This window comes from Providencia sp. JUb39 (assembly GCF_012272845.1).
In the GTDB taxonomy this organism is placed as follows: domain Bacteria; phylum Pseudomonadota; class Gammaproteobacteria; order Enterobacterales; family Enterobacteriaceae; genus Providencia; species Providencia lanzhouensis.
In genome coordinates this window covers 3,934,510-3,954,132 of sequence record NZ_JAAWXD020000001.1, presented here as the reverse complement: position 1 = coordinate 3,954,132, position 19,623 = coordinate 3,934,510, and the positions used below count along the sequence as shown (strand labels likewise).

General features: G+C 44.7%; 17 protein-coding genes and 4 tRNA genes. 15 read left to right on the top strand and 6 right to left on the bottom strand.

Going from position 1 to position 19,623, the window contains the following annotated elements:
- Position 1 precedes the first annotated feature (1 nt).
- The 12 genes from rfbA to HFU86_RS18300 all read left to right on the top strand — a co-directional run bounded on the left by rfbA (position 2) and on the right by HFU86_RS18300 (position 9,378).
- Positions 2–883, top strand: a complete 882-nt coding sequence (gene rfbA / locus HFU86_RS18355; protein ID WP_036948820.1) for a glucose-1-phosphate thymidylyltransferase RfbA — start codon at positions 2–4, stop codon at positions 881–883.
- Positions 861–1,601 (top strand): dTDP-4-amino-4,6-dideoxy-D-galactose acyltransferase, encoded by a 741-nt coding sequence (rffC, locus tag HFU86_RS18350; protein ID WP_036948823.1) that lies wholly within the window; start codon positions 861–863, stop codon positions 1,599–1,601. Before rfbA ends, rffC begins: the two co-directional genes overlap by 23 nt.
- Positions 1,588–2,718, top strand: coding sequence for a dTDP-4-amino-4,6-dideoxygalactose transaminase (rffA, locus tag HFU86_RS18345; RefSeq protein ID WP_154599724.1), 1,131 nt, complete (start codon positions 1,588–1,590; stop codon positions 2,716–2,718). Before rffC ends, rffA begins: the two co-directional genes overlap by 14 nt.
- Positions 2,718–3,968, top strand: a complete 1,251-nt coding sequence (wzxE, locus tag HFU86_RS18340; protein ID WP_036948828.1) for a lipid III flippase WzxE — start codon at positions 2,718–2,720, stop codon at positions 3,966–3,968. The genes rffA and wzxE overlap by 1 nt, the downstream gene beginning before the upstream one ends.
- Entirely contained in the window at positions 3,965–5,047 is a 1,083-nt protein-coding gene (locus tag HFU86_RS18335) for a TDP-N-acetylfucosamine:lipid II N-acetylfucosaminyltransferase (protein WP_187129791.1), read from the top strand. The genes wzxE and HFU86_RS18335 overlap by 4 nt, the downstream gene beginning before the upstream one ends.
- Positions 5,044–6,399, top strand: a complete 1,356-nt coding sequence (gene wzyE, locus HFU86_RS18330; RefSeq protein ID WP_187129790.1) for an ECA oligosaccharide polymerase — start codon at positions 5,044–5,046, stop codon at positions 6,397–6,399. Before HFU86_RS18335 ends, wzyE begins: the two co-directional genes overlap by 4 nt.
- 10 nt (positions 6,400–6,409) lie before the next feature.
- On the top strand, positions 6,410–7,147 hold the full coding sequence (gene wecG, locus HFU86_RS18325; protein ID WP_036948834.1) for a lipopolysaccharide N-acetylmannosaminouronosyltransferase: 738 nt from the start codon (positions 6,410–6,412) through the stop codon (positions 7,145–7,147).
- 233 nt (positions 7,148–7,380) lie between these two features.
- Positions 7,381–8,760: a bifunctional threonine/serine APC transporter ThrP gene (thrP, locus tag HFU86_RS18320; protein WP_132496481.1), complete on the top strand. Its 1,380-nt coding sequence runs from the start codon at positions 7,381–7,383 to the stop codon at positions 8,758–8,760.
- A 164-nt stretch (positions 8,761–8,924) separates the two neighbouring features.
- Positions 8,925–9,001, top strand: a tRNA-Arg gene (locus HFU86_RS18315).
- A gap of 79 nt (positions 9,002–9,080) precedes the next feature.
- A tRNA-His gene (locus tag HFU86_RS18310) sits at positions 9,081–9,156 on the top strand.
- Between the two features lie 16 nt (positions 9,157–9,172).
- A tRNA-Leu gene (locus tag HFU86_RS18305) sits at positions 9,173–9,258 on the top strand.
- Positions 9,259–9,301: 43 nt separating this feature from the next.
- Positions 9,302–9,378 (top strand) — tRNA-Pro (locus HFU86_RS18300).
- A gap of 787 nt (positions 9,379–10,165) precedes the next feature.
- On the opposite strand, the gene HFU86_RS18295 is transcribed toward HFU86_RS18300, so the two are convergent.
- The 5 genes from HFU86_RS18295 to hemC form a co-directional block, all read right to left on the bottom strand.
- Positions 10,166–10,396, bottom strand: coding sequence for a DUF4014 domain-containing protein (locus tag HFU86_RS18295; protein WP_006658197.1), 231 nt, complete (start codon positions 10,394–10,396; stop codon positions 10,166–10,168).
- Between the two features lie 223 nt (positions 10,397–10,619).
- Positions 10,620–11,819, bottom strand: coding sequence for a protoheme IX biogenesis protein HemY (gene hemY / locus HFU86_RS18290; protein ID WP_108478786.1), 1,200 nt, complete (start codon positions 11,817–11,819; stop codon positions 10,620–10,622).
- A 2-nt stretch (positions 11,820–11,821) separates the two neighbouring features.
- Positions 11,822–13,087: a uroporphyrinogen-III C-methyltransferase gene (hemX, locus tag HFU86_RS18285; RefSeq protein ID WP_108478787.1), complete on the bottom strand. Its 1,266-nt coding sequence runs from the start codon at positions 13,085–13,087 to the stop codon at positions 11,822–11,824.
- Positions 13,088–13,090: 3 nt separating this feature from the next.
- Entirely contained in the window at positions 13,091–13,846 is a 756-nt protein-coding gene (locus tag HFU86_RS18280) for a uroporphyrinogen-III synthase (RefSeq protein ID WP_187129789.1), read from the bottom strand.
- Complete coding sequence (gene hemC, locus HFU86_RS18275; protein WP_187129788.1) at positions 13,843–14,787, bottom strand: hydroxymethylbilane synthase; 945 nt, start codon at positions 14,785–14,787, stop codon at positions 13,843–13,845. Before hemC ends, HFU86_RS18280 begins: the two co-directional genes overlap by 4 nt.
- Positions 14,788–15,402: 615 nt before the next feature.
- Between hemC and HFU86_RS18270 the strand changes: the two genes are divergently transcribed.
- Positions 15,403–17,994, top strand: coding sequence for a class I adenylate cyclase (locus HFU86_RS18270; protein ID WP_187129787.1), 2,592 nt, complete (start codon positions 15,403–15,405; stop codon positions 17,992–17,994).
- A gap of 67 nt (positions 17,995–18,061) precedes the next feature.
- Here the strand turns inward: HFU86_RS18270 and cyaY are convergent, their stop codons facing one another.
- Positions 18,062–18,379 (bottom strand): iron donor protein CyaY, encoded by a 318-nt coding sequence (gene cyaY, locus HFU86_RS18265; protein ID WP_006658190.1) that lies wholly within the window; start codon positions 18,377–18,379, stop codon positions 18,062–18,064.
- A gap of 217 nt (positions 18,380–18,596) precedes the next feature.
- Between cyaY and lptM the strand changes: the two genes are divergently transcribed.
- Complete coding sequence (gene lptM, locus HFU86_RS18260; RefSeq protein ID WP_036948849.1) at positions 18,597–18,776, top strand: LPS translocon maturation chaperone LptM; 180 nt, start codon at positions 18,597–18,599, stop codon at positions 18,774–18,776.
- 21 nt (positions 18,777–18,797) lie between these two features.
- A complete protein-coding gene (gene dapF, locus HFU86_RS18255) occupies positions 18,798–19,622 on the top strand; it encodes a diaminopimelate epimerase (protein ID WP_036949260.1) in 825 nt (274 codons plus the stop codon).
- The last annotated feature ends 1 nt before the right edge of the window (position 19,623 follow it).

Sequence of the window (19,623 nt, the reverse complement as noted above, 5' to 3'; positions counted from 1 at the left end):
TATGAAAGGTATTATTCTGGCTGGTGGCTCGGGAACGCGTTTGCACCCGATCACTCGCGGCATCTCAAAACAGTTGCTGCCTATTTATGATAAGCCAATGATCTACTATCCGCTGTCAGTGTTAATGCTAGCAGGGATCCGTGAAATTCTGGTGATTTCAACGCCGGATGATTTGCCTATGTTCCAGCGTTTGCTGGGCGATGGTCATGAATTTGGTATCGAATTGAGCTATGCGGAACAGCCTTCTCCAGATGGACTGGCTCAAGCATTTATCATTGGTGAAGAGTTCATTAATGGGGACTCTTGCTGCTTAGTGCTGGGCGACAACATTTTCTTCGGTCACTCATTCAGCCCTAAATTAATGTCAGTTGCGGCACGCCAAAAAGGCGCGACAGTATTCGGCTACCAAGTGATGGATCCTGAGCGTTTTGGTGTGGTGGAATTTGATGACAATTTCAAAGCGTTGTCTATCGAAGAGAAACCAAAACAGCCAAAATCAAACTGGGCAGTAACCGGTTTATATTTCTATGATAATCAAGTGGTTGATTTTGCTAAGCAAGTAAAACCTTCCGAACGTGGTGAATTAGAAATTACCTCCATCAACCAAATGTATTTAGAGCGCGGCGAGCTTAGTGTTGAGCTGCTTGGCCGTGGATTCGCTTGGTTAGATACGGGAACCCATGACAGCTTAATTGAAGCTGGAACATTTGTTCAGACCGTTGAGAAACGCCAAGGCTTTAAAGTGGCTTGTTTAGAAGAGATTGCATGGCGCAATGGCTGGTTATCTGACGACCAAGTTAAAGAAGCCGCAACTCGCCTGAATAAAACAGGTTATGGCAAATATTTAGAGGACTTACTTCGTGTCCGTCCGCGCCAATATTGATCCCCTAGATTGGGAGTCTGATTTTTTCAAACGTTCAACGGCGAAACTGGATTTCGCCGCGACTGATGCACAAATTATTCTTTCTTATCAATTGGATAAATTTGATATTGTGCAAGCGAAAGTCGCGGCATCCGAAACAGCTAAAATCGATGAACTTGCCAGTATGGGATTCAGTTTTGTTGAAGGCGAAATTGATTTTGCGTTAACTATTGGCACAGAAAATGCTTATCTAAACACAGCGTTATCAGAGACGGATAATGTGGTTGTTGCACAAACAGGGGATATTGTTTCTCTGCGCGACACCGCGGCCTCTGTGTTTAGTAACAGCCGCTTTAGAACCCCTTGGTACCATGAAGGGGACAGCGGTCGGTTTTATGCATTATGGATAGAAAAAGCCGTTCTCGGCACCTTTGACCACACCTGTTTACTCCTTAGAGATAATGCAGGTGATATTTTAGGTTTCGTTAGCCTACGCAGCCTTGATGCAAATACAGCGCGAATTGGGTTGTTAGCGGCAACGCCAAGTGCAGCAGGGCGCGGTATCGGTCGGAAATTAATGTCAGCAGCGTATCAGTGGTGTGTGCAACACCAAAAAAGACAGTTAAATGTTGCCACACAAATGAGCAATGTTGCGGCGTTAAATCTTTATTCACGTAGCGGTGCGGCTATCGCCAGCACAGCATATTGGTTATACAGGGGACAACATGATTCCATTTAATAAACCACCCGTTGTAGGTACTGAAGTTGAGTATATGAAGCAGGCCATGGCAAGTGGCAAACTGTGCGGGGATGGTGGTTTCACTAAGCGTTGTGAAGAGTGGATGGAGAAACGTTTTAACTGTCCGAAGGTCCAGTTAACGCCGTCTTGCACCGCTTCATTAGAAATGGCAGCGATCCTGATTGATATTAAGCCAGGCGATGAAGTCATCATGCCAAGCTTTACCTTCGTATCGACCTCTAACGCATTCGTGTTACGTGGCGCTAAAATTGTGTTCGTGGATATTCGTCCAGATACGATGAATATCGATGAAACCAAAATTGAAGCGGCAATCACTGATCGTACACGTGCAATTGTTCCTGTTCACTACGCAGGCGTGGCTTGCGAAATGGACACCATTATGGCGATTGCGAAGAAACACAATTTATTTGTGATTGAAGACGCAGCGCAAGGTGTGATGTCTACCTACAAAGGTAAAGCACTGGGTACCATCGGTCATATTGGTTGCTATAGCTTCCATGAAACCAAAAACTACTCTTCGGGTGGTGAAGGTGGTGCGACCTTAATCAATGATAAAGCGTTGATTAACCGTGCAGAAGTGATCCGCGAAAAAGGCACAAACCGCAGCCAATTTTTCCGTGGTCAAGTGGATAAATACACCTGGCGCGACATCGGTTCAAGCTACCTGTTATCTGACTTACAAGCAGCCTATTTATGGGCGCAGTTAGAAGAAGCAGACAAAATCAACGAACGCCGCTTACTGCTGTGGGATCGCTATTATCAAGCGTTACAACCACTGGTGGCTGCAGGTCGTTTAGTGTTAGCAACCGTGCCGGAAGGGCTGAAGCATAATGCCCATATGTTCTATATCAAACTCAAAGATGTGGAAGAGCGCACAGCGTTCAATGACTATATGAAATCCCATGGTATTTTGACGGTGTTCCATTATGTGCCACTGCACACCAGCCCTGCTGGACTGGAATTCGGCTATTTCCACGGTGAAGATAAATACACTTCGGTTGAAAGTGACCGTTTAGTGCGCCTGCCAATGTTCTACAACATGACAGACGACGAGCAACAAGTGGTTATTGAGCGAATCAAAGCGTTCTTTGCCTAATGTCACTCGCTAAAGCATCGGTTTGGACTGCTGGGTCTACCCTGATTAAAATCGGGGTGGGCCTGTTGATCGTGAAATTATTTGCAGTCTCATTTGGCCCGAGTGGTGTGGGTCTGGCGGGGAACTTCCGCCAATTAATTACGGTGCTAGGCGTATTGTCTGGCGCTGGGATCTTCAATGGCGTCACAAAATATGTGGCAGAACACCATCAAGATCCGCAGAAATTACGGGCTGTGCTGGGAACGTCTTCAACGATAATCCTCGGATTTTCAACGTTACTGGCGATTATTTTCTTGCTATGTAGTGCCCCTATCAGTGCTGCACTATTTGATACTGAGCAATACAGTGGCGTGATCCGCATGGTTGCCTTGATTCAAATGGGTATCGCGTATGCGAACTATTTCTTGGCGATTTTGAAAGGTTACCGAGACGCTGCTGGGAATGCGACGGCCATCATTTTTGGTAGCATAATCGGCGTAGTCGCCTATTATTTATGCTATCTGATGGGCGGTTATGATGGCGCACTTGCAGGGCTAGCATTGGTACCCGCTTTAGTGGTATTGCCTGCGGTTGGGATGATTATTCGACGTAAACAATTTGCGTTGTCATCACTAAAACCCGCATGGGATAAAGCCATTGCCACTAATTTAGGTAAGTTCACCATCATGGCAATGCTCACGGCAATCACACTGCCTGTTGCCTATATCATGATGCGAAATTTATTGGCACAGACTTATAGCTGGGATGAAGTGGGATTATGGACGGGCGTTACCACGATTTCGGATGCCTATTTACAATTCATCACAGCAACATTTTCGGTCTATTTACTGCCCACGCTGTCCCGTTTACAGCATAAAAATGAAATTTCTGCCGAAATTGTTAAGGCGTTGAAGTTTGTATTACCGGCTGTTGCCGCCGTGAGCTTTACGGTTTGGCTGCTGCGCGATTTTGCGATTTGGCTGCTGTTCTCAAAAGAGTTTACAGGGATGAGAGACCTGTTTGCTTGGCAGCTGGTCGGCGATGTATTGAAAGTGGGTGCTTACGTCTTTGGTTATCTCGTCATCGCGAAAGCAGCGCTACGTTTTTATGTTCTTACGGAAGTTAGCCAATTTGTTCTGTTAACGGGCTTTGCCCATTGGTTTATTCCTGAACATGGCGCCGTGGGGGCGACACAAGCCTATATGGCGACCTATATCGTATATTTTACTCTCTGTTGTTGCGTATTTTTGATCTACCGTAGGCGAGCATGACAACCTTAATACATGTACTGGGATCTGATCTCCCGCATCATAATCAGACGGTTTTAACGTTTTTTAATAACGTTATTTGCCAAGAGATGGCACCGTCACAAAAGCAGCATTTTATGGTGGTGAGCCAGGATGCGCAGCTTGCTGCTGCCTATCCGATGCTTGAAATTGAAGTTTTTGACAGCAAACAATCTATTGCAGATAGCGTTATTCGTCGCGCGAAAGCGGAGCGTCGTACACGCTTTTTCTTCCATGGGCAATTTAATGCGCCAATTTGGTTAGCACTGCTTTTTGGCAAGATAAAATCCCATCAATTCTGGTGGCATATTTGGGGCGCTGATCTCTATGAAGAATCTAGCTCACTGAAATTCAAGCTGTTTTATATTCTACGTCGTCTGGCTCAAAAAAAAGTGGGGCACGTTTGTGCAACACGGGGAGATTTGTGCCATTTTCAGCAGTCGAATCCTAATGTGCCATCGTCGGTTCTCTATTTCCCGACGCGTATGGATCCGGCATTGACGCTAAACGAACGTCAGCCTCGTGAGGGCGAGCAATTAACTATCCTGCTCGGTAACTCAGGTGACCGCTCTAATCGTCATGTGGAAGCGCTGAGCGCGATTAAACAGCAATTTGGTGACAAGGTGAAGGTGATAGTCCCGATGGGCTACCCAGCGAATAACCAAAACTATATTGCCGAAGTTGAGCAAGCAGCACAAAGCGAATTCCCTCAGGGGCAGGTGGATATTCTTAAAGAACGTATGGCGTTCGATGATTACCTGAATTTGCTGAAAACCTGCGATCTTGGCTACTTTATTTTTAACCGCCAGCAAGGGGTTGGAACGGTTTGTTTGCTTATTCAGTTCTCTATTCCTTTTGTCATTAGTCGCCAAAATACCTTCTGGCAAGATTTAACGGCGCAGAATGTCCCAGTCTTTTTCTATGGTGATGAGCTGACTCTGCCATTAGTGGATGAAGCGCAACGCCAAATGAATTCGCTGAATAAACAGCATATTGAATTCTTTGCGCCTAACTTTACTGATGGCTGGAAACAGATCCTCAGCATTGCGGAGGCGAAAGCATGACATTGCTTGAATTGGGTGGCTTAGCGCTTATCTACCTAATCTCTATTATCTTTATCGGCACGCTGATGTATAAAGAGTTTTTACGCGTGCGCTTTAATTTTAATATTTTCTTTACCTTATTGTATTTGCTGACGTTTTACTTCGGATTTCCGCTGACTTGTGCATTGGTTTTCCAGTTTGACGTGGCAATCGTCCCCGCAGATTACTTGATGTATGCCATGTTGGCGTCAACCAGCTTCTACGCCATTTACTATGTGACGTACAAAACGCGTTTAACTAAGCGCGTGGATACCCAGCGTCGTGCCGTATTTAGCATGAATAAGGTGGAAACCAATCTGACCTGCCTGCTACTTATTGCCGTGGCTGTGATCACTGTAGGCATTTTCTTCATGGATAACGGCTTTTTACTGTTTAAGTTGAAATCCTATAGCCAGATATTCTCCAGTCAGGTGTCGGGCGTGGCATTGAAGCGCTTTTTCTACTTCTTCATCCCTGCAATGCTGATTGTTTATTTCTTGAAACCCACACAAAAACGCTGGATTTTCTTCCTGATCAGCACGGTTTCATTCGGTTTCTTAACTTATGTGATTGTAGGCGGAACCCGTGCCAACATTATCTTGGCATTTGCCCTGTTCCTATTTATCGGGATTGTCAGAGGCTGGATCACGCTTTGGATGCTGGCAGCGGCGGGTGTGGCAAGTATTGTTGGGATGTTCTGGTTAGCTCTCAAGCGTTACGGTCTTGATGTGAGCGGTGCCGAAGCGTTTTACACCTTCTTGTATCTAACTCGCGATACGTTCTCGCCATGGGAAAACTTAGGATTATTGCTCAGCTATTATGACCAAATGGAATTCCAAGGTTTAGCGCCGATTATCCGTGATTTCTATGTGTTTATTCCAGCATGGGTATGGCCTGAGCGCCCTGATACGGTATTAAACTCAGCTAACTATTTTACGTGGGAAGTGCTGAATAACCATTCTGGGTTAGCGATTTCTCCTACGTTAATTGGTTCTCTGGTGGTCATGGGGGGCGTGCTGTTTATCCCGCTGGGCGCCATCGTGGTGGGTATGATCATTAAATGGTTTGATTGGATTTATGGTTTAAGCCTAAAAGAATCCAACCGTTACAAGGCTGCGATTATGCAGGCATTTTGTTTCGGCGCCATCTTCAACATGATTGTATTAGCTCGTGAAGGGGTCGACTCCTTTGTCTCGCGCGTAGTCTTTTTCTGTTTAGTCTTCGGGCTATGTTTAGTATTAGCTAAATTACTGTACTGGTTATTTGAAAGTGCCGGTCTTATTCGTACCAAAGCCGCTTTATATTTAAAAAGTGGTCAACGGGAAAGCCGTTAAAAGGAGCATCATGGAACAGTCGTCAATTCCTCAATATAGCATCAGAGGTCATAATATTTGGGGCTTTAAAAACATGGCCCATTTCTTGGACTATCTGTTTGCTGACGGTAAGACCAAAACAGGCACATTAGTGGCTATCAACGCAGAGAAAGTGATGATCGCAGAGCAAGATACTGCGCTGAATACCTTATTAGGGCAGGCAGAATACCTTTATGCAGATGGGATCAGCATTGTGCGTGCTATTCGCCGTAAATATCCGAAAGCCGAGGTTTCTCGTGTGGCAGGTGCCGACTTATGGGAAGGCTTAATGGAGCGCGCAGGAAAAGAAGGCACCCCAGTATTTTTAGTGGGCGGCAAGCCAGAAATTCTTGAGCAGACCAAAGCGAAGCTACGCGCACAATGGAATGTCAACATTGTGGATTCCCAAGATGGCTACTTTACGGCAGAAGACCGCAGTGCACTGTTTGAGCGTATTCACGCGAGCGGTGCCAAGATTGTGACCGTGGCGATGGGCTCTCCTAAGCAAGAAATCTTTATGCGTGATTGCCGTGTCGTGCATCCTGATGCCTTATATATGGGTGTCGGTGGGACTTATGACGTGTTCACCGGTCACGTTAAGCGTGCGCCTAAAGTCTGGCAAAACTTAGGGCTAGAATGGCTGTATCGCTTACTTTCCCAACCAACACGAATTAAACGACAGTTTAAATTGCTGAAGTTTTTAGGCTACTACTACGGCGGTAAGCTTTAAGCGCTTTTCTGACTGAATAAACCCGCATAATGCGGGTTTATTCCTTTCTGGCACCACCATTCTCGCTTCAAATATACCTGTAATTGTTCAAAAATAGATGCAACCTAAGGGATCTCACGGTATCTTGGGAGATTGTATTTTTTATTTTATTTTCGACAACCAGCCGCGATGACTAAAAAGTTATGGCTATTAGAGCTGCGAATATCGAATGGTTATTATCGACAGGGGAAATTATGGACAAGCCACAGCAAGGTCTTCAGCGAGGGCTAGAAGCCCGTCATATTGAGCTGATTGCTTTGGGCGGAACAATTGGGGTTGGGCTATTTATGGGCTCAGCGAGTACGTTGAAGTGGGCGGGACCATCCGTATTGCTGGCGTATATTATCGCAGGGTTATTTGTCTTCTTCATCATGCGTTCTATGGGCGAAATGCTCTTTCTGGAGCCAGTCACTGGTTCATTCGCTTCATTTGGTTATAAATATTTAAGTCCTTTTTGGGGGTGTTTAACCGCGTGGGGTTATTGGTTTATGTGGGTCGCGGTTGGAATTTCAGAGATAACCGCAATAGGGGAATATGCAAAGTATTGGTTCCCTGATGTGCCCCAGTGGATATTTGCGATGGTTGCCGTTGCGTTGGTGGCACTGGCAAACCTCGCCGCAGTAAGGCTATACGGCGAGCTAGAGTTCTGGTTTGCGATGATCAAAGTGACCACGATCGTCGTGATGATTTTGATTGGTTTGGGGTTAATTTTCTTTGGTCTTGGCAATAATTTCGAACCGATTGGATTGGCTAACTTGACTGAGCATGGCGGATTCTTCGCTGGTGGCTGGAAAGGTTTCTTATTTGCGTTGTGTATTGTGGTGGCGTCTTATCAAGGTGTTGAGCTCGTCGGGATCACCGCGGGAGAAGCCAAAAATCCGCAAGTGACACTGAAAAAAGCCATCAATAATATTCTGTGGCGTATTCTTATTTTCTATGTCGGCGCCATTTTTATTGTGGTGACACTGTTCCCGTGGACGGAAGTCGGGCAACAAGGCAGCCCGTTTGTGATGACGTTCGCTAAAGTGGGAATTGTCTCGGCAGCCGCGGTTATTAACTTTGTGGTGCTCACCGCAGCATTATCTGGTTGCAATAGCGGCATGTACAGCGGCGGACGTATGCTATACGCACTGGCGCAAAATAAGCAGTTACCAAGTGGACTATTAAAACTGACGAAAAACGGCGTTCCAGCGCGTTGTGTCGGTTTTACTATCTTATGCTTGGTTGCAGGGTCGAGCTTGAACTACATCATTCCAAATCCTGAGCAGGTGTTTGTGTATGTATATAGTGCGAGTGTCTTGCCGGGAATGGTACCTTGGTTAGTGATCTTGACCAGCCAGCTACGTTTTCGCAAGCAGAACCAGCAGCAGATGGCAGGGCATACGTTTAAATCGATTCTGTTTCCATGGGTGAACTACGCCACACTGCTGTTTTTAGGCTGTGTGCTGGTGGGGATGGCGATTAATCCAGAAACGCGTTTGTCACTGATTGTTGGGGCTATCTTTTTATTGACGGTTTCAGGGCTTTATTTTGTAATCCGCTGCCTGAGCCGTAAGGAAAAAAGTCCATCATAGAAATTGTTTTCGAGTCAGAAACGCCAAAATAGGCGAGAAAGAGGGAAAAAATGCTCTCTTTCTCGACGAAATGGATAAAAGGCAAGCAATCGATAATTTTATTGAAAAAAGGACTAGACAGCAGGGGGATAAATCCGTACTATCCTCTCCCGCAACGGCGTTAAGCGCCCGTAGCTCAGCTGGATAGAGCGCTGCCCTCCGGAGGCAGAGGTCTCAGGTTCGAATCCTGTCGGGCGCACCATCAAAAGGTGACAAGCTACGGTGGCAAAATAAAGTTGTATGTAGTAGTATGACAACACTTTGAAATAAGTGAAGTTATGGTGGCTATAGCTCAGTTGGTAGAGCCCTGGATTGTGATTCCAGTTGTCGTGGGTTCGAGTCCCATTAGCCACCCCATTTTTTTTGTGACATTGCGAGGGTGGCGGAATTGGTAGACGCGCTAGCTTCAGGTGTTAGTGTCCTATGGACGTGGGGGTTCAAGTCCCCCCTTTCGCACCACGAAAAAAATGATGTCGAGTTACTGCCTTAAGCAGTTAAATTTCGGCGAGTAGCGCAGCTTGGTAGCGCAACTGGTTTGGGACCAGTGGGTCGGAGGTTCGAATCCTCTCTCGCCGACCAATTTAAAGAACCCCGCTCAATCGAGCGGGGTTTTTGCATTTTAAAACCTTAACCATTTCTAACCTGATTATTTTCCTTTCCATATTCTTATCTTCTTATCTTCTTATCTTCTTATCTTTATCTATGAGTCTATTTTTTATTATCTTTATTATTGATATCTCAGGCATCGCTTTTAACAAGAATGGTTCTTATCTGAATGTGCTTATAACGTTATGTTTTTTATGAATAAAAATATTTGTCTCAGATCCGATACAAACCCCTATTTCCATGTCGTCAAAAAGAGACATTTTACTGATTGATTTATATGGAGAAATTAATAGGCATTCTAAGCTGTCTCTAAATTGAGACAAAATAGCTGAATCGAACAGAATGGGATTTGGTAAGAGTGAGGTGTTAAAAAATCACAATAAGTAAGAAATAAAAATATCGTTTAGAAGCAGGGGAGTTACGAGGTGAAAAAAGAAAAAAGTGGAACGATATAAAAGTTGGCACGCATTCTGCATTATCTATTATGTAGATGCTCATCCCACTTATTATGACAGCCTAGCTTCATAAACCCAGGGATGACGCAAAGCCGATTATCGGTGCCTATTGTCCAATTTAGATGATCAAGAGCTAATCCTCTTACCATCAGCGAACGGGCGAAACGTTGAGTGAGGCACCATCCGTCTGTAGACCTGATTGTTATTTACACCTGCTTCGGCAGGTGTTTTTTTTGTATCAATCTTGGGTTGTCATGTTCTTTCCTAACCTGATGAGCATTAGGAAAGAAACGTTATCTTCTCGCTTACGCTTTTTTCTCTTTGCTTAACCACTTGCTGATCCAGCGAGTCACATAGGTATAGGCAATAATAATAAAGGTAATAATAAAGATATCTTTATTCAGATCGGCGGTATTGAAGCCAATGATCGAAATAAAAATAAACGGGGATAAAATCAGAAGTAGCAGGTCAAAAAAGATCTGTAAACGATTTTGGCTCGCTACAATCCAACGCCAGAGAGTTTTCACTACATTCATATCTTTATCCTGAATTCATTCAAAACGAAAATGTATACGATTATTTATACACTATGTGACCCTTTTATAACATAGCAATATGCGGTTTGCCTCGATTCGCTAAAAGTGACGCTCTCAAAGACTATCTTTTTGAGATAAATAGTAAAGATCCAAACTGCAGATATAAAAAACGCCTCGGATTAGGAGGCGTTTTAGATAAAAGCTTAACGAATGAGTTAAAAATTTACGCTTTTGCTCGCTCTTGCTTGAGGGAGTGAGTGAGCGCCTCTTGGCGAATTTTCGCCGCTTCATTCGGTTTGTGTAGCTTGTCATAAGCATCGGCTAACCAAGCTGCATCATAAGCATCAAAACGCTGCGCTAATGCGGCTTTAAAGTAGGTTTCTGCTTTTTCCCATTGGGCATGTTGAAGCGCAAGGATCCCCAATGTGCTATTGAGTAATGGTGTCGCACCAGACTGTTTGACGAGGCTTAACAGCGTTTTTTCAAGCACTTCAGGTTGTTCGCTCTGTAATTTCGGGATCAACAACAATAGACGTTCGTCATATTGCTGCTTCAATCCATCAATAATCATCTTTTCTGCGCTACGCGTATCACCACATTCAATTAAATGTTCGGCTAAGAAAGCTTGTAATGGCACTTCATGGCGAACTTTACGCGGCTGAGCTTTCCACCAATTTTTCAAGCCATCGCTACCACCTTCAGCCATACATTGGTTCATGAGCCCTTTGTACGCTTTGAGTTTTAACGCTTCAAGCTCATCTTCATTATGTAACTGGACTTTTGCCATAATCGGCAGCAGCTCAATGAGTGCTTGGTATGCGCCGGTACCTAAGTAAGCTTGTTCAGCTAAACGTAAAATTTCTGGGTGGCGTGGTGCTTGGTCGAGCAGCTTGTCGATGCCATTACGGGCAGCATGAATTTCGCCTTCCGCCAATTGGATGCGAACACGGCTAATATCCACGGGAAGTTGATCTTTACCTGCGGCTTCAGCAGCCCTATCTAAATATTGATGGGTGCGATAACTATCCCCACGTTGCTGGGCGGCTTCAGCTGCCATCAAGTAGTTAATGACTGGCTGCTGAGAAAAATCAGCATGCTTACTCATTAGTTTCTCGACTTGCTCCAAATCACCTTCGGCTAATTTGAGTAAGGCTTTTTGCGTTTGAGTGTGCGCTTTATGGTATTTATGACCGCTGAGCCAGCCTTTTGTCCGTGAGGTGGTGCTCATAAAGCGGCGGTAGCACCATCCAAGGAATAACAGAACAAATTGCAGCAGGATAAAACACAGCACAAGGCTGGTGACGCTGGTCGTAATATCGTAGCTATCGGTACGAATAAATACATAGCCTTGGTGACCTGCTAATAGAGGACCCAAGATAATGCCCGCAATCAGGACGATAAAGAGAACAAAGACTTTAATCATGATCACCCCTTATGCTCAGGGGCGTTTGCCGCGTCCGTTACAGGAGCTTCGGCGGCAACGTCCGGTTTGTCGGTTTGTGTATCTGATGGAGCCGTCACCTCTTCAGCAGCTTTATCGGCTTCTTTTACTGCTTCAAGCGCAGCATCCTCGGAAACGCCAGTTGGTTCTGGATTTTGAGATAATAAATTGCGCACTCGTGTTTGCATCACTTTTTCCAGCTTCGCTTGGCTTTCTAAAGTTTCAGGCATATCGGCATCAATCGGTTGATTAATTAAATCATCGAGTTCCGTCAAAAAGGCTTTAGTGGCTGGTGCGTCCACATCAAAGTAAGCGCGTACCCACGTGGAAGCTTGCTCAAGGGACTGTTTATATGTCTCTTCTTGATAACGTGGTACAGCTTGAGCCGCAATGAGCAATTGGGAGCGAATATTTTCACGCAGATAAATATCTTGGTTTGGTGCTAACAATGGGGCTTCGGAGCCATCACGAGCGCGTACGGTGATAAAATCGCTCGTGAAACTTTTCCAGCTGCGCGCGAGGTTATCTTTCCAGTCTGCAATATCGTCGCTGACATTGGTGCCAGTATCTTCCGGTGCGTCGCCATTATTTAAATCGGCGAGGCGTAAGTTATCGACATCATTACTGAGCTGATTCAAACGTAAAATAATGCCGTCATAATCAATTTGGTTGATGGCAGCTAGCTTGTTCATATCATTGGCGATAGCTTTACGAATATCCAACAAACTTGGGTCATTCATTTCCGCTAAACTGGTGTCTGCGCTTTTGAGTAGAACGGCAGCAGTAACAGGATCATGGTCATTCCATAATTTGCGACCTGCCATTTTCACCATAAAATCAGCTTGGGCAATCAGCCAGTTTTTTACGTCTGAGCTGGAGAGTGCGGTGACGTGAGCTTGTAATTCTTGCATGCGACGATTGAGTTGATCTTCATAATCACGCGCATGGTTTTTTAGCTCGGTGTTGGTCGCGATGAGCGCATCTACACGTTGTCTATCGGCATTTTGTTGTTCAACTAATTCACTGACTTGCTGTTTCAGTTGGTTATTATCATGAACCAATTGCGCATTACTTTGCTGAGTAAAGTAGTACATCCCGCCGCCCATGACGACGATAATGGCGATAGCGATCGCACTGACTGCAAGACCAGGGCGTTTCTGTTTGGATGAAGGCGTCGGCTGACGAGTCTCTTTTTTCTCTGTCACAGCTTCATCATTAACAGTGTCGGTAATTTTGTCTTGTTCCGTCATAAATTAGCATCCCATATCGGTTGAAATTAATGCTTCAAGTAAAGCGTGATTATCTGCGCTAGTTGCCACACTGACCCGACGCCACCCACTTTGGCGGGCTTTTTCTGCAATTCGTTCGCTGACAACCAGTAGCCGGCGGGAATACCACCATTGTTGCATATCTTCAGCAATCAAATCGTTAAGTAGGGTCAACATTTCACCGCTTGTCACCACAATGTCGGTGATACCCGTGTTAAACCAAGTTTGGTTAAACTCAGTTTTATCATAGTGTATAGGTCGCCTTGCGTAGCATTCGCAGTAATCAACATCTGCACCTCGAGCGCGTAATGTTGAGGCAAGGAGTTCACGACCGCCATTACCTCGAAGGAGTAAGGCACGTTTCCCCACTAAATTTTGCAGGTCAGGGTGGGTGAGTAACACCTCGCTGGTTTCTCCTGCTTCAGCCCAACGGATAGTTTGCCCAGTTAGTTGTTGAAAATAGTGACCTGTAGATTGTCCTATACCATAGTAGGATAACTTATCTGACCAGTCTCGTCCTGCTTGTTCCAATGCTAAATGTGCATACCAGACGGCATTTTTGGATAAAAGAAAGACAAGATCGTTTTCCGATAATCCATTTAAGCGAGAGCACAAAGTATTGAGCTGTGAACCCGCTTCAATCGTAATTAAGGGAGCCGGGTAAGCCTGCCCTCCAGTAGCATTAATGGCTGTTATCAACGCGGAGCCTGATGGCTCTGGGCGAGTAACAAGGACCTTCATGCTGGTGCATTGCCTTTATAGACTTCTGTGAGAATTTCACGGGCGCCATTATCAAGTAACTCTTCTGCGAGAGAAATACCAGCTTGGATTGCGTCGGCAGGCGCGATTAAGCGTTCTCCACGAATGACTTGGCTGCCATCTGGGGCACCGACGAGCGCGCGTAACCAGATTTTATCCCCTTGCCAAATAGCATAGCTCCCAATAGGCACTTGGCAACCACCTTCAAGGCGCATATTCATGGCGCGTTCAGCAAGGACACACACGGAGGTTTCATCGTGATTCAATGCTGCGAGTAAGTCACGGGTGCGTTGATCATCTAAGCGGCACTCAATACCTACGGCGCCTTGTCCAACGGCAGGTAAAGATTGCTCTGGTTCTAGTGCAGCTTTGATACGCTCATCAAGTTTTAAGCGTTTTAGACCTGCCACCGCAAGGATAATGGCATCGTATTCGCCGTTGTCGAGCTTAGACAGGCGGGTACCGACGTTGCCGCGTAGGTCACGGATAACTAAATCTGGACGTAATTCTCGTAACTGGCACTGACGGCGTAAGCTGGATGTACCGACGATGCTGCCCGCTGGGAGTGCATCAATATTGGCATAATGGTTAGAAACGAACGCATCTCGTGGGTCTTCGCGCTCACAAATGGTGACCAAGCCTAACCCTTCAGGGAACTCTACAGGTACGTCCTTCATTGAGTGAACGGCAATATCTGCGCGACCTTCAAGTAACGCCAGCTCTAATTCTTTGACGAATAAACCTTTTCCACCGACTTTTGCTAATGGGGTATCTAAAATAATGTCCCCTTTGGTGACCATTGGGACTAACTCTACCTGTAATCCAGGATGGCGTTGCTCTAATTCTGCTTTTACGAAATAAGCTTGCCATAGCGCTAGAGGGCTTTTACGCGTTGCGATACGCACGATATTTGTTGATGTCATTTCACTGTTTTCTCAGGCGAATATCGCCGCAGATTAACCATACAATTGGCGTTAGTTTTAACATGTTAGCGGTAATTTTTCCAGTTGGTCGCAGAATGAGCGATATAAGAAGAATGAACGGATGAGATGTATCAAGTGAAGTTCGCTTTTTTACATCTTTTTTGTGAGTCTCTTGGAAAAAAATGACTTAAAAGAGGATCTAGATAACAAATTTCTTTAGCTATTCGTGCTTTTTTAGAATTACAGTGGGTGATATTTTGAAGGAATTTTGTTGAAGCGTGTAAGCGCAGACCCTGCCAGCACTGGGCTGAATTTAGATTAAGGCCGCTTTTTTGTTATACAACCCATGATGGTGATATTATTCCATTGAAAAACAAGGGATATTTCTGCAATGCAAAAATAAAAAGTCTTTTTATACAATATGTTGAAAAATAATTTGTACTAAAAATAGACGGGAAAAATTATGTGATCTACTTTACCCTTTTGCTCCAAGGTGTTAAATTGATCACGTTTCCGACAATCCCTTTGAAAAGTAATTTAAGTTTTTCTCTATCTGTTGGGTGCTGGGAAAATTCCCCAGGTTTGTCATTACATTCTTTCAGTCAGGCGTAACCTTTGTACCTCTATATTGAAACTTTAAAGCAAAGACTTGATGCGATAAACCAATTACGGTTGGAACGCGCGACGGCTTCTATGAGTGAAACCTTTTCGAAGGTCTACAGCTTGTTGCCGGTCTTGTTTCATTATCATCATCCAATGATGCCGGGTTATATTGAAGGCAACGTCCCTCATGGCGTCTGTTTCTTCTCGCCAGATGCAGAACAACTCAAATGGTTACAACCTTTCGAACGCTTCTTATCCACAAACAGCCAAGCTAATGGTGAATTGCCAATTACAGGCATTTACTCGATGGGTAGTACCTCCTCTGTGGGGCAAAGTCACTGCTCTGATATTGATGTGTGGGTTTGTCATCCTTCTTGGTTAGATAACGAAGAAAAACGATCTTTACAGAAAAAATGTACGTTAATTGAACAGTGGGCAGCCTCGCTGGGCATTGATGTCACTGTCTTTTTAATCGATGAAAATCGTTTTCGCCATAATGCGAGCGGGCATCTTGGTGGTGAAGATTGTGGTTCAACACAACATATTTTATTGCTGGATGAATTTTATCGTACAGCGGTGCGTATGGCTGGGAAACGTCTGCTATGGACAATGGTGCCTGTTGAAGAAGAGCAACACTATGACGAATATGTCATGGGGCTGTACGCTCAAGGGGTACTAACACCAAACGAATGGCTGGATTTAGGCGGCCTCGGTGAATTGTCAGCCGCGGAATACTTTGGCGCCAGTTTGTGGCAGCTATATAAAAGTGTCGATTCTCCGTATAAAGCGGTGTTGAAAAGTATTTTACTGGAGTCCTACTCTTGGGATTATCCACACGGTAAGTTGTTAGCGTTGGAGTTTAAACGCCATTTACATGCCGGTGAAATCGTCTGTTACGGATTGGATTCATACTGTCTCATGTTGGAGCGCGTAACCCGTTATCTGACTGAAATTAATGATTCCACACGTTTAGATTTAATTCGTCGCTGCTTCTATCTAAAAGTCTGTGAAAAGCTTTCTGAAGATGAAGATGACCAATGTTCCGGTTGGCGTCGTGATGTACTGTCCCAGCTAGTGGAGTCGTGGGGATGGAGCGCCGAGCGTCTGGCTGTGTTAGATACGCGTAACCAGTGGAAAATTGAGCGTGTGCGTGAAGCGCATAATGAGCTGCTCGATACGATGATGCAAAGTTACCGTAACTTAATTCGATTTGCCCGTCGTAATAATTTAAGTGTTAGTGCTAGCCCACAAGATATTGGGGTATTAACCCGTAAGTTATATGCCGCGTTTGAAGCGCTACCTGGTAAAGTGACATTAGTAAATCCACAAATTTCACCGGATCTTAGCGAAGAGCACCTGACATTTATTTATGTGCCTGAAGGGCGTGCCAATCGTAGCGGCTGGTATCTGTATAACCAAGCGCCGCAAATCGACACGATTATCGGTCATCAACCTTTAGAATATAACCGCTATCTGAATAAGCTGGTGGCGTGGGCCTATTTTAATGGGTTACTGACTGAAAATACGCAAGTTCATATGCATCATGGTAAATCCCAATGCGATGAGCGTAAGTTATTGGAATTAATGCATGATGTATCGAGCCATTTCCCAATAAGATTGCCAGCTCCAACCCCTAAAGCACTGTATAGCCCGTGTGAAATCCGCCACTTAGCCATCATCGTTAACTTAGAAAAAGATCCGACACAGGTCTATTCTGAGCAGGTGGTGCATGTGGATTTCAGAAAACTGGATATTTTCAGTTTTGGTGAATCTCAGCAATGTTTGATAAGCAGCATCGATCTTCTGTATCGCAATTCATGGAATGAAGTTCGTACCCTGCATTTCAGCGGCGAGCAGTGTATGTTAGAAGCGCTAAAAACCATCCTCGGTAAAATGCACCAAGACGCGGCTCCGCCTGAAGCAGTTGAAGTATTCTGTTATAGCGAACATTTACGTGGGCTTATTCGTACTCGTGTACAGCAGCTAGTGTCCGAATGCATTGAATTGCGCTTATCCAGCAATCGTCATGAACCTGGTCGCTTTAAGGCATTACGCATTGCAGGGCAAACATGGGGTCTGTTCTTTGAGCGTTTAAACGTCTCTGTACAAAAACTCGAAAATGCTGTTGAGTTTTACGGTGCAATCTCCCATAACAAGTTGCATGGTTGGCCGGTAAAATTACAAGCGAAAGGGGATAATCATCTTCCTGCAGTTGTGGATGGCTATGCCAGCGAAGGAATTGTGCAGTTTTTCTTTGAAAATACATCAGATAATACAGGGTTTAATATCTACGTATTGGATGAAGCTAATCGCGTGGAAATATACTCTCATTGTGAAGGTTCCAAAGAAGAGCTAGTGCGCGATGTTAGCAAATTCTACTCCTCCTCCCATGACCGCTTTACCTACGGTGCAAACTTTATCAATTTCAATTTGCCACAGTTTTATCAAATTGTGGAAGAAGAAGGCAAAAAGCAAGTTATTGTCTTCTCTGATGCTTCTTGGCCATTTACTGAAGAAGAAGAGGATGATGAATATCCCTCAGCACCTCAGTTAAGCCAATCTGAGCAGCTAGACCACTCTAAACAGCACGCCCAATATTATTGATTTTATTAAAATAAAAAATAGGCCGAGTAAATTATAGACTCCGCCTATGATTTTTTTGTGTGCGTATTTAGAACGAGAATGGGAAGTGGCTTTGGAAGGTAATTGCATTGCCCAGCATGGACAAGAACTCTTGACCTGAACGGTCGCAAATCCATTTTCCATCTTTATAATCATAATGATAACCACCTTGTTTGGTTGCTAACCAGATTTGGTGGAAGGCTTCTTGTTTGTTGATGATGATTTTGCTGCCATCTTCAAAGCTTAAGGTCATGACGCCGCCATTAATTTCACTATCAATATCCGCATCGCCATCGTAATTATCTAAATGCTCTTCAATCGAGCTGAGCAATTGCTCTGCTAACTGATGAAATTCGCTATCGTTCATGATGTATTTCCTGTTTATACTTTTATTTAGGCGAAATTATAGGGTTGAATGTGTTCGGGGGTCAAACGGCGCACATCTTACTTGTGAGATGCCATTTGAATTATTTAACGTATATAATATTAATATGTTTGATAAACAGGCGTGATTTGAAAAGCGACACCTGTTACTGTGTGAAATATCAGATTGCAAAATTTAGTCTTACAGGCGAAACATCATAATGAAAAAAAGTTTATTTGGACTTAGCGCACTTCTCGTTTTATTCACCCTTTCTGGCTGTGGCTTAAAAGGGCCGTTATATTTTCCGCCTGAAGACAATGCAGCGGCGCCTGCTAAATCTGACGTGCAACCTAAAGCTCCAAGCAGCTCGAACCAAGAGCCTGCTGCGACCAAACAGTAAGCCTCTGTTATGGAACGTGAATTGCAGTTCTCAAAAATGCATGGCTTAGGCAATGATTTTATGGTGGTGGATGGCGTCACACAGAATGTCTATTTTTCACCTGAACTGATTTGTCGTTTAGCGGATAGGCATACTGGCGTCGGTTTTGATCAGCTTTTACTGGTCGAAGCCCCTTATGATCCTGATCTCGATTTCCATTACCGTATTTTTAACGCAGATGGCAGTGAAGTTGCACAATGTGGCAACGGAGCGCGCTGTTTTGCACGTTTTGTCCGTTTAAAAGGTCTGACAAACAAACAAAAAATTAAAGTGAGCACTCAGTCTGGGCGAATGACTCTCACAATTAATGAAAATGATGATGTTTGTGTGAATATGGGCGAGCCTGATTTTGAGCCGCAAAACGTCCCTTTTCGTGCCGTGAAAGCGGAAAAAACCTATATTATTCGAGCACAAGAACGTACAGTGTTTGCGGGTGTTGTCTCGATGGGAAATCCACACTGTGTGGTGCAAGTGGACAGTGTCCAAACTGCAGAGGTAGAAGTGTTGGGTCCTGCATTGGAAAGCCACGAACGCTTCCCTGAACGTGCCAACATCGGTTTTATGGAGATTGTCAGCGCAGACTATATTCGCCTACGTGTTTATGAACGTGGTGCGGGGGAAACCCAAGCATGCGGTAGCGGTGCATGCGCCGCAGTTGCCGTGGGTGTAGGACAGGGATTATTAGCTAGCCGTGTTCGTGTCGATTTGCCGGGCGGTTCCCTCGATATTAGTTGGGAAGGTCCCGGATCACCGCTGTATATGACAGGTCCTGCGACCCATGTTTATGATGGAGTGATCCAAATTTAAT